Consider the following 13,665-nt stretch of genomic DNA (forward strand, 5'->3'; position numbering starts at 1 on the left):
CCGCCTCAGAAGTCGCTGGCGATCCCGCCCACTTCCCAATCGCCGTAGCGCACCGGTTCAGGACCGTCGCGGCCGTTGATCTCCCGCGGCCGGTCCCTGACCGCGGCGTCGATGGCGGCCCGGCGGGCCTCGGCCTCGGCGAGCGCGCGCTTGGCCGCCTCCGACAGGGGCTTGCGCGGTTGCTTTGCCGTCTCCTCTTCCATGTCTTCGCTCCTGATGGCCGCAAAGCGGTGCGACGGGTGCACCGCCAGCCGGTTGCGATCCTTGCACGGGCGCCGCAAAGCATGCTAGCTGCGCCGCGCCTTCAAAGGCTCGATACCGATCCGCGGCACGATCCGCCACCCTGAATATGGAGATGCGCATGGCCACGCAGAATGGCGGCCCCAACACGAATGCTGCGCCGTCGCTGAACGTGCTCGCGCAATACACCAAGGACTTCTCGTTCGAGAATCCCAACGCGCCCCGTTCCCTCGCCGCGCCGCAGGGCCAGCCGGACGTGAACATCCAGATCCACGTCAACGCCAAGCCCGGCGGCAATGGCGAGTTCGAGGTGGAGCTGAAGATCGACGGCGGCGCGACCGTCGGCGAGGACACCCTGTTTGCCTTCGAGCTCGTCTATGCGGGCATCTTCCGCATCCTCAACATCCCGGAGCAGAGCCTGCAGCCGGTGGTGCTCATCGAGTGCCCGCGCATCCTCTTCCCGTTCGCCCGGCAGATCATCGCCGATGCGGTGCGCAACGGCGGCTTCCCGCCCCTCATGATCGACCCGGTGGACTTCGCCGCGCTCTACCAGCAGCGCATGCAGGCCGAGGCCCAGCGGCTGCAGCCCGGTCTCGCCTGAGCCTTTTCCGGCTCCATCGCGCACACCACCCGCCGCCGGAGCGCCCGCCGCTTCCGGCGGCGCTCTTTTTTCGGCCCGGCGCCTGTGGCACCTTCCCGGACCCCTGCGGCGCGATCACCGCGCAGCGGGGCGGAACCTGCCGCCGGCGATGAGATCCATCCGCTTCAAGCTCGCCGCGCTCACGGGCGCCGCGGCCAGCTTCGCCATTCTCGCCGCCCTGGCCGTGCTGCTGGCGGTGGGCGCCGCGGAGCGTGCGCTTGAAGCCACGGTGACGGCGCAGCAGCGCCTGGACCTGCTCACCGAAATCTCCGCCCGGCTGGCCGATTTCGGCCTTGCGGCGGTGGCGGATTCCGAGCACCCGAACGCCGACCGCGCCCGCATGGAGGATGCCCGCTCCCGCGTCTCCGCTCTGCTGGAGGCCGCATCGGTGCGCGCTGCAGGCAGCGGGGCGGCGTCGGGCGGCGATGTGCGCGCCCAGGCCCGCGTGCGCATGTTTGCGCACCTGCGCGCTGATTTCATCGTGCTCGACCGGCAGATTTCCAGCTCCCGCGCCGACCGGGATGCGGCGCGCCGCGGCGACCGGGTGCGCGGGGCGCTCAACAGCTTCGCCGCCTCGGCCGGCCCCACCCTCTCCCTGCTGGTGGAGAGCGAGCGGCGGGCGGTGGTGAGCGCGCGGGAGGAGGCGGACGCCCTGTCGCGCCGGCTGCGGGTGGGGGCGGTGACGCTGGCCGGGCTGGTGCTGGCGGCGGCGCTGGTGCTCCACCGCGCCCTTGCCCGCCCGCTGCTCGGCCGCCTCGCCGAGATCGACCGCGCCGCCGCCGCCATCGGCCGGGGGGATCTGGCCGCCCGGCTCGCCATCGGCCCGCGCGACGAGCTGGGGGTCCTGATGGCGCGCTTCAACCGCATGGCCACCCGCCTTGCCCGGCGGGAGGCCCGCGTGGTGGAGGATCGCGCTCTGCTGGAGCGCACCGTGGCCGAGCGCACCGCCGACCTCACCGCCGCCAATGCCCGCCTCGCCGACATCGACGCCTCGCGCCGGCGCTTCTTTGCCGATGTGAGTCACGAGTTGCGCACCCCGCTCACCGTCATCATCGGCGAATGCGACGTGACCCAGCGGGCGGCGGCGATTCCCGAATCGCTGTCCCGTTCGGTGCTTGCCACCATCCGCAAGCGCGCCGGCGGGCTCCACCGGCGGGTGGAGGACCTTTTGCGCGTCGCCCGCTCCGAAAGCGGCGAGATCGAGCTGGTGTTCCAGGACGTTGTGCTGGCGCCCCTGCTGGCGGAGGCGCTTTCCGCCTTCGAAGGCGTGGCGCGTCGCAGCGGGGTACGCCTCGTGCTCGAAGCGTCGCCGCCGGGTGTGGTGGTGCATGCCGATCGCGAATGGCTGCGGCAGGTGATCGAGGGGCTCATCGACAACGCCCTGCGCCACGGTGGCCCGCCCGGGCGGATCGTGCTCGCTTATGCCACCGTCGTCATGGACGGCGCGCGCATGGAGCTGATCACCGTCACCGACGACGGCCGCGGCATTGCACCGGAGGCGCGCGCCGGCCTGTTCGCGCGGTTTGCCCGTGCTGCCGCGCCCGGCGCGGCGAGCGGCTTCGGCCTCGGCCTTGCGCTTGCCGAATGGGTGGTGACGCGGCACGGCGGACGTATCACACTGGAAGACGGGGAGGGCAGCGGGACCCGCGTCGTGATCGCGCTACCGTCCGCCCTCGATGAACCGGATGCGGCGCAGCCGCGCGATGATGCGCAAGAGGCGGCTGAACCGCCCGCGGCGGATGCCGGGATACCTCGGCAGGAGGAGACATGAACATCCTTGTGGTCGAAGACGACGCCGACATCGGCGCGATGCTGAGCCGCGGCCTTTCCGCCGAGGGGTTCGACGTGACGGTGGTGGGGCGGGCGGACGAGGCCCTCGATACGGCGCGCCAGTACAATCCCTGCGCCGTGCTGCTCGACATCATGCTGCCGGACGGCTCCGGCATCGAGGTCTGCCGCGCCCTGCGCGATGCGGGCCATTCCGGCCCCATCCTGTTCCTGTCGGCCAAGGACGACGTGCGCGACCGGGCCGAGGGGCTCGGCGCCGGCGCCGACGATTATGTGGTGAAGCCGTTCGCGTTCGGCGAGCTGGTGGCGCGCCTGCGCGCCCACCTGCTGCACCGGCTGGGGGATGCCCACGCCGGCCGCCTGCTCGCCGGCCGCCTGGTGCTGGACCTGCCCACGCGAACCGTGCTGTTCGGGGATATCCATGTGCGGCTCACCGAGCGCGAGGCAGAGCTGCTCGCCCTGCTGATGGCCAATCCCAACCGCCCCTTGCCGCGCGGCGAGATCTTCGACCGCCTGTGGGCGAGCCAGGGCGGCGCCTCGCTGAACGTGGTGGATGTCTATGTGGGCTACCTGCGCACCAAGCTCGCCCCGGTGGGACGGGCCGGCGGCCCGCAGGTGGCCACCGTGCGCGGGCGCGGCTTCATGCTGGACCTTGCCGGGGCCGGGCCGGCCCACTGAGGGGCCGCTTTGAGTCCCTCGCCGCACCCGCTCCCCGTCCGCACGCATTCTGAACCGATTCCGGCGGCAGGCGGTGTCGTCGGCGCGGTGCACCGCCCCTTATCCTGAGGAACAAGATCCGGCTCCGCGGGCGTCGGTGTCGCGCGCCCGCAGGCTGGCTTCGCCCCTGGGTGCACCGCAGCATCAGATTTCTCTTGCGGGATCGCTGATGAACGACAATATTTGAAACGACTGTAGTGATGAACAACATTACAGTCCGTTCTTATGATCTTCTTATAAAGATCAGGGACGCAAACCAGGAGGAAGCATCATGCGTTGGAACAAGCCTCAGGTCTGCGAAGTCTGCGTCGGCATGGAAGTCACCGCGTATCTGCCGGCCGATTTCTGATCCAGTGAGGTCGGCAACCGGGTGCGGGCCGGCAGGAGCGTCAGTCGCATCATGCAGGTGATTGTTCTCGGTTCAGCGGCCGGCGGCGGCGTTCCACAGTGGAACTGCCGCTGTCCGGTGTGCCGCCTCGCCTGGTCGGGAGATCCGCGCGTCGAACCGCGCACCCAGTCGAGCATCGCCGTCTCGGCCGGGGAGCACGCGTGGGTTCTCCTGAACGCCTCGCCCGACCTGCGGGCGCAGATTGCCGCCACGCCGGCGCTGCAGCCGAAATTCGGCGAGCGGGACAGCCCCATCCGGGCCGTGGTCCTCACCAACGGAGATGTGGACCATATCGCCGGGCTGCTTTCGCTTCGGGAAAGCCAGCCGTTCGACATCTACGGCACGCAGGACACCCTTGGCCTCATCCGCGAGAACCAGGTGTTCGACGTGGTGGCGCCCACGCTGGCGCCGCGCCGCCCGGCGGCGTTCGGGGTGCCGTTCCATCCGGCGCCGGGGCTTGAGATGGAATTCTTCACCGTGCCCGGCAAGGTGCCGCTGTGGCGCGAGGACGCCGGCCTCGTCATCGGCGAGGAAACCGGCTCCACGGTGGGGGTCACCATCACCGCCAACGGCCGGCGCCTGGTGTATGTGCCGGGCTGTGCCGCGGTGACGCCCGCGCTGCGCGAGCGCATCGCCGGGGCGGACCTCCTGTTCTTCGACGGCACGCTCTATCGCGACGACGAGATGATCGCGGCGGGGGTGGGCACCAAGACCGGAGCGCGCATGGGCCACCTTTCCATGTCCGGCATGGAGGGCACCATGGCCCTCTTGAAGGACGTGCCGGTGGCGCGGCGGGTCTTCATCCACATCAACAATACCAATCCCGCCCTCATCGACGGGTCCGACGAACGCCGCGCCGTCGAGGCGGCCGGCTGGGCCGTCGCCCGCGACGGAATGGAGTTTTCCCTGTGATCGCGCTTTCCGTCGTCGAAGCCGAGCCGCTGGCACCCGCCGTCTTCCCGCCCCTGCCCTGCCCGTCCGAGCCCCTTTCGCCGGAAGGGCTGGAGGCGGCGCTGCGCGAGGTGGGGGCCACCCGCTACCACAATCTGCACCCGTTCCATAAGCTGCTGCACGGTGGCAAGCTCGACCGCGACCAGGTGCGCGCCTGGGCGCTGAACCGCTATTGCTACCAGTCCGCCATTCCCCGCAAGGATGCGGCCCTCATGAGCCGCTGCGACGACCGCGAGCTGCGCCGCGAATGGCTTCACCGCATCACCGACCATGACGGCTTCGGCGCGGATGGCGGCGGCATCGAGCGCTGGCTCGTCCTCACCGACGGCCTCGGCCTCGACCGCGACTATGTGATCTCCAAGGAAGGCGCGCTGCCGGCGACGAAGTTCGCGGTGGAAGCCTATGTGCACTTCGTGAGCGAGTATTCTCTGCTTGAGGCGGTGGCGTCTTCTCTCACCGAATTGTTTGCGCCGGGCATCCATGCGGAACGTATTTCCGGCATGCTGGCCAATTATGACTTCATCACCGAAACCGTCGTCGCCTATTTCCGCCGCCGCCTCGACCAGGCGCCCCGGGATGCGGACTTCGCGCTCGAATATGTCAAGCGCCATGCCGTGAGCGTGGAGCAGCAGCGCGCCGTGATCCGCGCCCTCACCTTCAAGACGCAGGTGCTGTGGGCGCAGCTCGATGCGCTGCACTTCGCTTATGTGACGCCGGCTCTGCCAGCCCCCGGCGCATGGCGCGCGGGCATCGCCGTCACCGAGGCGGGCTGAGCCATGATGGCCGAGGAGAGCGATGTTCCGCGCCTGCCGCGCGGGGTGAAACTGAAGTATGATCAGGTGCGCGCACGCCACGTGCTGCTGGCCCCCGAGCGGGCGTTCGACATCGACGAGACCGCCGCTGCGGTGCTGGAGCTGATGGACGGCCAGCGCACCTGCGGCGAGATCGTGGATGCGCTGGCCGCCCGCTATGACGAGCAGCGCGAGGTGATCGCCGATGATGTGCGCGCCATGATCGGCGACCTGATCGCGCGCCGGGTGATCGAGCGATGAGCGACACCGCAACCCAATCGACTGCCGAATCGCGCGCCCTTGCCGCCCCGGTGGGCTACCCCATCGGCATCCTGGCGGAGCTGACCCACCGCTGCCCCCTGCGCTGCCCCTATTGCTCCAACCCCCTGGAGCTGGAGCGCCGCGAGGCGGAGCTGGACACCGCCACCTGGAAGCGGGTGCTGAGCGAGGCGGCGGCACTGGGCATTCTCCATGTGCACCTTTCCGGCGGCGAGCCCACCGCCCGGCCGGACCTGGTGCAGCTGACCGCCCATTGCGCCGCCGAGGGGCTCTACACCAACCTCATCACCTCCGGCATCGGCCGCGCCTCCGGCATGATCGGTGCCCTCGCCGAGGCGGGGCTGGACCATGTGCAGCTCTCGGTTCAGGGGGCGAGCGCGGAAACCGGCGACCTTATCGGCGGCTACCGGGGCGGGCACGAGGCCAAGCTCGCCTTCGCCCGGCAGGTCACGGACATCGGCCTGCCGCTCACCCTGAATGCCGTCATCCACCGCGGCAACATCCATGAGGTGGAGGCCATCATCGACCTTGCGCTGGCGCTGAAGGCGCGGCGGCTGGAGGTGGCGCACACCCAGTATTACGGCTGGGCCTATGCCAACCGCGCGGCGCTGATGCCCGCCCGGCCGGACGTGGACCGCTCCGTCGCTCTGGTGGAGGAGGCGCGCCGCCGGCTGGAGGGTGTCCTCGTCATCGACATGGTGATCCCGGATTATTACGCCCGCTTTCCCAAGCCCTGCTCCGGCGGCTGGGGCCGGCGCACGCTGAATGTGACGCCCACCGGGCGGGTGCTGCCCTGCCATGCGGCGGAAAGCATTCCGGGCCTCGATTTCTGGTCGGTGCGCGCGCATGCGCTCGGCGATATCTGGCGCGCATCGCCCGCCTTCAACGCCTTCCGCGGGACGGACTGGATGCCCGAGCCGTGCCGCAGCTGCGAGCGCAAGGAAATGGATTTCGGCGGCTGCCGCTGCCAGGCCATGGCGCTGCTGGGGGATGCCTCGGCCACGGACCCCGCCTGCTCGCGCTCGCCCTTCCATGCCCGCATCGAGGCGCTGGCCACGGCGGAAGCCGGCGCGCGCGCGCCAGATTATGTCTATCGCGCCATCGGCGGCCCGCCGCGGCCTGCCCCGGAAGGAACCGCGCCATGATCGTGCATCGCCTCGCGCTGGTGGCTGCCGCACTTCTCACCGCGGGCCTTCCTGCTGCGCCCGTGCTGGCGCAGGCAGAAAGCCCGACGGCTGCGAGCCCGGCGCCTGCCACGCCTGGTTCCGCGCCGTCCGCTCCCGCCCCCGCCAAGCCGGCTCCCGCCAGGCCGGTGGCGGCCGACCTCTTGTTCGAGGACCCGCACTTCGCCCATGCGGCGCCGGGCACCCCCCTGATCTATCGCTACAATCGCATGGTGAGCGATCCCGAGCTCGGCCCCACCTTCAGCGATCGCATCGGCCTTCTCGTGGAGGCGAGCGCCTCCGGCGACGCGGCGCGGGACGTGAAGGTGGATTTCTTCAGCGCCGAGCGCCACCGGGCGGCCGGCCCGTTCGAGGGGGTTTCCACCAATCCGGTGCTGATGATCTTCCTTGAGAACCATGTGGCTGACCTCGCCGGCCGGCTGAAGGGCAATCCGCGCTATTTCAAGAACGCCATCCGCGCCGCCCTGATGGATTCGACCACCGTCGCCGCGGCCGAGCTGACGGTGGACGGCCGGACCTATGCCGGCTGGCGCATCACCGCACGTCCCTTCATGAACGACGCCAATGCGAGCCGGATGCGCGGGCTCGACGCCCTCACCTACACCTTCGATCTGGCCCCCGACCTGCCGGGCGGCATCGCGCGGGTGGAGATCGCGGCGCAGGCCCCCGGCGGCCGCCTGTGGGAGGAGAGCATCGCCTATGATCCGAAAGGCATTTGAAGCGGCGCTCGCGCTGCTCCTGTCCGCGCCCGTCGCGCTGGCGGGGGCGGCCGAAAGCGATTATCCCACCACCGCCCGGGTCGATTACGTGATCGGCTGCATGGCGGCGAACGGGCAGTCGCGGGAGGCCATGTCGCGTTGCGCCTGCTCGGTGGACACCCTCGCCTCCGTCCTGCCCTACGATCGCTACGTGGCGGCGGAGACCATTCTTTCCATGCGCCAGGGGGTGGGGCAGGGGGCCAGCATCTTCCGCAACGTGCCCATGTATGAAGACGTGATCGCCGACCTGCGCCGGGCGCAGGCGGAAGCCGAGGTGCGGTGCTTCAAATAGGTGCCTGCCAAGTAGAATCGTTGCCGCGACGCACAATGAATAATCGCATATGCCGCATGAATGACGGGTTTTCTGTCCCGCCGGCCTATGTTAGCTTCACATTCAAGAACAGACGCATGGCGCACGGGATTTTCCCGAAGCGCACTGCAACGACAAGCGGGCAACCGCCGCGGCGTCTTGATCGGGCAGTTCAACCCCACCAAGGCTATGCCATGGCAAGTGACCGCTATTATTCCCCCCATTTGCACTCTCCCGGCATCGCCGGGGCCGGACCGTGCGCCGCACCGGCGCCGTGTCGGTCCCGTTCCTGCGCGCCTGCACGGCGGTGACGCGATGACATCGGGGGAAAAGACCACCAGCGATGCCCCGCGCATCGTCAGCGATGTGGTGTGCGCATTCTGCGGCCTCGGCTGCGACGATCTGGAGGTGGCCGTCGCCGGCCGCCGCGTCACGCCGCGCAAGGCCTGCGCCGAAGCCGCCCGGCTGCTGGCCCGCGGCGAGGCTGCGCCACCCGGGCCGCGCATCGGCGGTGCGCCGGCCGACCTGCCGCAGGCTGCGGCGGCTGCGGCCGGCCTGCTGTCGGCGGCGCGCGCCACCGCCATCACCGGCCTCGGGGCGGACCTGGAAGGGCTGCGGCGTCTCTACGACCTGGCCATGACCGGCGGCGCGAGCTTCGACCATGCGGCGTCGCCCGGCCTGTTCGCCAATCTGGAGCGGCTGGCGCGGCGCGGCTGGATCGCCGCCACCCTGGCCGAGGTGCGCAACCGCTGCGATGTGCTGGTGGTGCTGGGGGATGACCCAGCGCCCGCTTTCTCCCGCTTCTTCGAACGGGCGGTGCCGCATGCGGCCATGGGGGCCGGCGCCGATGCCGCGCCGCTGTTTGTCGCCCGCAGCCTGAAGCGGCGGATCGTCATCGTCGGCGGGGCGCTGGGGGAGGCCTCACGCCGGGCCCTGGCCGGCCATGAGGTGGCGCAAATTCCTGTACCGGCAGACGGAATCGCCACGGCGGCAGCGGCGCTGGCGGCCTTCCTCGCCGGCCGCGACGTGGACGGGCTTGCCGGCATGGACGGCGCCACCGCCGCCGCCTTGGCCGAGCTGGCGGGTCTGCTGAAGGCGGCTCGCTATGGCGTGCTGACCTGGAATGCGGCCAGCCTCCCGCCGGCCGATGCCGCCGCAGTTGCCGGGGCGGCGGCGGATGCGGTGGATCTGCTGAACGTCGCCACTCGTGCCGCGGTGTTCCCGCTGGGCGGGCGGGACAATGTGACCGGTGCGCACCAGCTGGCCTTGTGGCGCTTCGGCTATCCCCTGCGCACGGTGGTGGGTGCCGGCACCGCCCGCCATGTGCCCGACCTCTACGCCACGGAGGCGGCCCTGGCCGATGCCGACCTCGTGCTGCACGCCTGTGCCTTCCGTCCTGATCCGCCGCCGGATTTCGCCGGCGGGCCGGTGATCGCCCTTGCCCATCCCGACACGGTGTTCGTGCGGGAGCCCGACGTGTTCATCCCGGTGGGCACGCCGGGGGTGGACCATGCGGGGCATGTCTTCCGCATGGATTCGGTGGTGTGCCTGCCGCTTCAGGCGTTGCGGCCGCAGGATCTGCCGAGCATGGCGGATGCGGCCCGCGCCATCCTTGCGGCCATGGGGGGGAGGGCGGCATGAGAACGCGCATCACCGGCGGGCGCGTGTACGACCCCGCCAACGGCATTGTCGATGTGGTCCGCGACATCCTCGTCGAGGACGGGCGGATCGTTGCCGATGCGCCGCCGGCGCCGGGGGAGGAGCGCATCGACGCTTCCGGCTGCATCGTGCTGGCGGGGGGCATCGACCTGCACAGCCATATTGCCGGCGGCAAGGTCAATCTGGGCCGGCTCCTGATGAATGAGGACCGGGCCATGTTCCCGGAACCGTTCGGCGATTTCTGCGGCTGCGGGGGCGGGCGGGCGGCGCCCACCACCCATGCAACCGGTTGCCGCTACTCGCAAATGGGCTACACGGCGGTGTTCGAGCCGGCGGTGGTGGGGGCCAATGCCCGCCATGCCCATCTGGAGATGGCGGACATCCCCAACATCGACACCGGCGGTTTCCTGGTCCTGGGCAACGACGATTTCCTGTTGCGCCTCATCGCCGAAGGCGAGGGCCAGGGGGCGGTGAACGACTATGTGGCCTGGATGCTCAAGGCCACCCAGTGCTGCGCCATCAAGATCGTGAACCCCGGCGGCATCAACGCCTTCAAGTTCAACGGCCGGGCGCTGGATCTGGACGAGGCGGGGCCGTTTTACGGCCTCACCCCGCGGCGAATCCTCAACACCCTCCAGCGCGCGGTTTCAGAACTGGGGGTGCCGCACCCCATCCACCTGCATGGCTGCAACCTGGGCGTGCCGGGGAATGTGAAGACGACCCTTGCCACCATCGGCGCCACCGAGGGCTTCCCCCTCCACCTCACCCACATCCAGTTCCACTCCTACGGCACCGAGGGGGACCGGCGCTTCTCCTCCGGCGCGGCGGAGATCGCCGAGGCGGTGAACGCCAACCCGCACATCTCGGTGGACGTGGGGCAGATCATGTTCGGCCAGACGGTGACCGCCTCGGCCGACCTCATGTCGCAATACCGCAACCATGACATCGCCGACCCCAGGAAATGGATCGGCATGGACATCGAGATGGATGCGGCCTGCGGGGTGGTGCCGTTCAACTATCGCGACACCTCCTTCGTGAACGCGCTGCAATGGGCCATCGGGCTGGAGCTGTTCCTTTTGGTGGAGGACCCCTGGCGGGTCTACCTCACCACCGATCATCCCAACGGCGGGCCGTTCACCTCCTATCCCCACCTCATCCGCCTGCTGATGGACAAGCCGTTCCGCGACGAGCATCTCGGCCGCATCCACAAGGCGGCCCGTGCCCACACCCGGCTGGCGGAGATTTCCCGCGAATACACGCTGGAGGAAATTGCCGTCGTCACCCGCGCCGCCCCGGCCCGCACCCTGGGCCTGAAGGACCGCGGCCACCTCGGCCCCGGCGCCCGCGCCGACGTGGCGCTTTATGTGGAGGGGGCGGACCGGGAAGCCATGTTCCAGGTGCCCCGCATGGTGATGAAGGATGGCACGGTGGTGGTCACCAATGGCGCTGTGGTGGCGCTGGTGGAGGGGCGGACCTTCGCGGTCCATCCGCCTTCGGACCCGCTCATGGACAAGCGGCTGGACCGCTGGTTCGACCAGGCGGTGGGCCTGAAGGCCGCCCATTACCAGATCGCCGACGGCGAGATCCGCGGCGGGCAGGGCCCCGAGATCGTGGAGCTGGTGCCATGACCGCGGCCACTGCCCCGGTGGCCCCGGCCCTCGTCCTCAATGGGGTGGAGATCCGCGACAGCTTCGCGGAAGCCTTCCCCATGGCCGGCACCCGGCTTCTCATCACCGCCGATACCCCGCGCTGGGCCCATACGGCGGCGGCCAGCATGACCGGCTTTGCCACCTCGGTCATCGGCTGCGGCTGCGAAGCCGCCATCGAGCGGGAGCTGGCGCCGGAGGAGACGCCGGACGGGCGCCCCGGCTACAGCGTGCTCGTCTTCGCCATGTCGCTCAAGGACCTGAAGAAGGTGGTGCCGCTGCGGGTGGGCCAGTGCGTGCTCACCTCGCCCACCTCCGCCTGCTATGCGGGGCTGGAGGGGGGCGCGGCCATCGCCATCGGCAAGGCGCTGCGCTATTTCGGCGACGGCCACCAGATCGCCAAGACCATCGGCGGCCGGCGCTTCTGGCGGGTGCCGGTGATGGAGGGTGAATTCGTCTGCGACGAGGTGGCGGGCTCCACCACCGGTGCGGTGGGCGGCGGCAATTTCCTCATTCTCGCCCGCTCCCGCAGCGCCGCGCTGCAGGCGGCCGAGGTGGCGGTGGCGGCCATGGGGACAGTGCGCGGCGCCATCCTGCCGTTTCCCGGCGGGGTGGTGCGCTCCGGCTCCAAGGTGGGCGCCAAATATGCTGGCATGATCGCCTCCACCAACGATGCCTATTGCCCCACCCTGCGCGGGGTGGGGCGCAGCGCCCTGCCGCAGGAGGTGGAAAGCGTGCTGGAAATCGTCATCGACGGGCTCACCGAGGCCGATGTGGCGGCGAGCATGCAGGCGGGCATCGCCGCCATCTGCGCGCGCGGCGCCGCGGCCGGCGTGGTGGCCATCGACGCCGGCAATTATGGCGGCAATCTCGGGCCGTTCCATTTCAGGTTGCATGCGCTGATGGCAAGCGGCGCCACGGCGGCGAAGGAAACCGGCGCATGAGCGGATATCGCCTTTCCCTGCGGGCGCCCCTGCCGGTCCGGGTGGATTTTTCCGGCATCACGCCGACGGCTCTTGCCGCCCTTTCCGCCGGCGAGGCGGCGCGGCGCCGGGTGCCGTTCGGCGCCGGCACGGCCGCGCTGGGGGATTTGTTCCACATGGCGGCGGGGGAGGCCGGAACCCTCGTGGTGAGCGGCGATGCGCGGCTGGATTTCATCGGCGCCGGCCTCGATGCCGGGGAGATCCGGGTGGAGGGGCCGGCGGGCGCCTTCGCCGGCTCCGGCATGGCCGGCGGGCGGCTGGTGATCGCGGGCGATGCCGGCGACGGCCTCGCCGCCGGCCTTGTGGACGGGCATGTCCGGGTGGCCGGCTCCGCCGGGGCGCTTCTGGGCTGTGCGCTGCCCGGCGAACGGGCGGGCATGAAGGGTGGGCTGGTGGAGGTGGCGGGCGCGGTGGGGCCGCGCCTCGGCGCGCGGCTGCGCGGCGGCCTGGTGCTGGTGGGTGGCGACGCCGGACCGGGCGCGGCGGAGGGCCTGGTGGCCGGCACGCTGGCGGTGGCCGGGCGCGTGGCCGCCGGGGCCGGCCGTGGCATGAAGCGCGGCACCCTGCTTCTGGCCCATGCGGCCGAGGCCCCCGCCACGGGCTTCGTGGAGACCGGACCCCAGGATTTCGTGATGCTCCGTCTTCTTGCGCGCCGCGTGCCGGCCCTTGCCGCCTTGTTCGGCGGGTCGGTCTCCGGCCGGGCCGGGCGCTGGGTGGGCGATCGCCTCGCCGGCGGCGAGGGGGAGATGATTCTCCTCGCCTGACCGCCCGGCGGGGCCGCGGCGCCCAGGTTTCCGGCCCCATCTTCAATGGGCGCCGGGTTGCGGGGCCGGCAGAAATTTGAAACGGATGGAGGCCTCCCGCATCGTCTGCAGGAGGGCCGCCCGGAAACACGCCCGCTGGATCAACCAGCCTTTTGGAGAGGAATGCCTGATGCGCCTGCTGCTTGTCTCCGCCCTTCTTGTCGCCGCCACGGCACCGGCCCTGGCCGACCCGGACGTGGCCAAGGGTGAAGCGTCGTTCAAGAAATGCATGGCCTGCCATGCCATCGGCCCGGATGCGAAGGCCAAGGTGGGCCCGCCCCTGAACGGCATCGTGGGGGCCAAGTGGGCCCATTTCGAAGGCTATGCCTATTCCAACGACATCAAGGACGGCGCCGCCGCCGGCAAGGTGTGGGACGAAGCCACCCTGGACAATTACCTCACCAATCCCAAGGTGCTCGCGCCCAAGGGCAAGATGGCCTTTGCCGGCATCAAGACCGAGGACGAGCGCAAGGACCTGATTGCCTTCCTTGCCCAGTTCAAGGCTGACGGCAGCAAGAAATAAGCCGG

General features: G+C 70.3%; 16 protein-coding genes. 15 read left to right on the forward strand and 1 reads right to left on the reverse strand.

What is annotated here, in order from left to right; translation table 11 throughout:
* Window positions 1-5: 5 nt before the first annotated feature.
* Window positions 6-203 (reverse strand): DUF1674 domain-containing protein, encoded by a 198-nt coding sequence (locus tag ACI7BZ_RS04885; protein WP_414116070.1) that lies wholly within the window; start codon window positions 201-203, stop codon window positions 6-8.
* Window positions 204-361: 158 nt separating this feature from the next.
* Here ACI7BZ_RS04885 and secB point away from each other — a divergent pair, with 158 nt between their 5' ends.
* The 15 genes from secB to ACI7BZ_RS04960 all read left to right on the forward strand — a co-directional run bounded on the left by secB (window position 362) and on the right by ACI7BZ_RS04960 (window position 13,660).
* Entirely contained in the window at window positions 362-841 is a 480-nt protein-coding gene (gene secB, locus ACI7BZ_RS04890) for a protein-export chaperone SecB (protein WP_414116071.1), read from the forward strand.
* 148 nt (window positions 842-989) lie between these two features.
* The gene (locus ACI7BZ_RS04895) at window positions 990-2,651 is read left to right on the forward strand and encodes a sensor histidine kinase (RefSeq protein WP_414116072.1); all 1,662 of its coding nucleotides are present in this window, start codon (window positions 990-992) and stop codon (window positions 2,649-2,651) included.
* Window positions 2,648-3,346, forward strand: a complete 699-nt coding sequence (locus ACI7BZ_RS04900; protein WP_414116073.1) for a response regulator transcription factor — start codon at window positions 2,648-2,650, stop codon at window positions 3,344-3,346. The genes ACI7BZ_RS04895 and ACI7BZ_RS04900 overlap by 4 nt, the downstream gene beginning before the upstream one ends.
* Window positions 3,347-3,656: 310 nt before the next feature.
* A complete protein-coding gene (gene pqqA, locus ACI7BZ_RS04905; protein ID WP_081437156.1) occupies window positions 3,657-3,734 on the forward strand; it encodes a pyrroloquinoline quinone precursor peptide PqqA in 78 nt (25 codons plus the stop codon).
* A gap of 51 nt (window positions 3,735-3,785) precedes the next feature.
* Entirely contained in the window at window positions 3,786-4,685 is a 900-nt protein-coding gene (gene pqqB / locus ACI7BZ_RS04910; protein ID WP_414116074.1) for a pyrroloquinoline quinone biosynthesis protein PqqB, read from the forward strand.
* Window positions 4,686-4,714: 29 nt separating this feature from the next.
* Window positions 4,715-5,497 carry a pyrroloquinoline-quinone synthase PqqC gene (pqqC, locus tag ACI7BZ_RS04915; protein WP_414119090.1) on the forward strand — a complete coding sequence of 261 codons (783 nt, stop codon included), beginning with the start codon at window positions 4,715-4,717 and terminating at the stop codon, window positions 5,495-5,497.
* A 3-nt stretch (window positions 5,498-5,500) separates the two neighbouring features.
* Window positions 5,501-5,776 (forward strand): pyrroloquinoline quinone biosynthesis peptide chaperone PqqD, encoded by a 276-nt coding sequence (gene pqqD / locus ACI7BZ_RS04920; RefSeq protein ID WP_414116075.1) that lies wholly within the window; start codon window positions 5,501-5,503, stop codon window positions 5,774-5,776.
* A complete protein-coding gene (pqqE, locus tag ACI7BZ_RS04925) occupies window positions 5,773-6,939 on the forward strand; it encodes a pyrroloquinoline quinone biosynthesis protein PqqE (RefSeq protein ID WP_414116076.1) in 1,167 nt (388 codons plus the stop codon). Before pqqD ends, pqqE begins: the two co-directional genes overlap by 4 nt.
* Window positions 6,936-7,697 (forward strand): hypothetical protein, encoded by a 762-nt coding sequence (locus ACI7BZ_RS04930; RefSeq protein WP_414116077.1) that lies wholly within the window; start codon window positions 6,936-6,938, stop codon window positions 7,695-7,697. Before pqqE ends, ACI7BZ_RS04930 begins: the two co-directional genes overlap by 4 nt.
* On the forward strand, window positions 7,678-8,028 hold the full coding sequence (locus ACI7BZ_RS04935; RefSeq protein ID WP_414116078.1) for a hypothetical protein: 351 nt from the start codon (window positions 7,678-7,680) through the stop codon (window positions 8,026-8,028). Before ACI7BZ_RS04930 ends, ACI7BZ_RS04935 begins: the two co-directional genes overlap by 20 nt.
* Window positions 8,029-8,361: 333 nt before the next feature.
* Window positions 8,362-9,687 (forward strand): molybdopterin-binding domain-containing protein, encoded by a 1,326-nt coding sequence (locus tag ACI7BZ_RS04940; protein WP_414116079.1) that lies wholly within the window; start codon window positions 8,362-8,364, stop codon window positions 9,685-9,687.
* Complete coding sequence (locus ACI7BZ_RS04945; RefSeq protein ID WP_414116080.1) at window positions 9,684-11,333, forward strand: formylmethanofuran dehydrogenase subunit A; 1,650 nt, start codon at window positions 9,684-9,686, stop codon at window positions 11,331-11,333. Before ACI7BZ_RS04940 ends, ACI7BZ_RS04945 begins: the two co-directional genes overlap by 4 nt.
* Complete coding sequence (fhcD, locus tag ACI7BZ_RS04950; protein ID WP_414116081.1) at window positions 11,330-12,295, forward strand: formylmethanofuran--tetrahydromethanopterin N-formyltransferase; 966 nt, start codon at window positions 11,330-11,332, stop codon at window positions 12,293-12,295. Before ACI7BZ_RS04945 ends, fhcD begins: the two co-directional genes overlap by 4 nt.
* On the forward strand, window positions 12,292-13,098 hold the full coding sequence (locus tag ACI7BZ_RS04955; protein ID WP_414116082.1) for a formylmethanofuran dehydrogenase subunit C: 807 nt from the start codon (window positions 12,292-12,294) through the stop codon (window positions 13,096-13,098). The genes fhcD and ACI7BZ_RS04955 overlap by 4 nt, the downstream gene beginning before the upstream one ends.
* 169 nt (window positions 13,099-13,267) lie before the next feature.
* Window positions 13,268-13,660 carry a c-type cytochrome gene (locus ACI7BZ_RS04960; RefSeq protein ID WP_414116083.1) on the forward strand — a complete coding sequence of 131 codons (393 nt, stop codon included), beginning with the start codon at window positions 13,268-13,270 and terminating at the stop codon, window positions 13,658-13,660.
* The last annotated feature ends 5 nt before the right edge of the window (window positions 13,661-13,665 follow it).

The organism is Xanthobacter sp. AM11 (assembly GCF_047444035.1).
GTDB lineage: Bacteria > Pseudomonadota > Alphaproteobacteria > Rhizobiales > Xanthobacteraceae > Xanthobacter.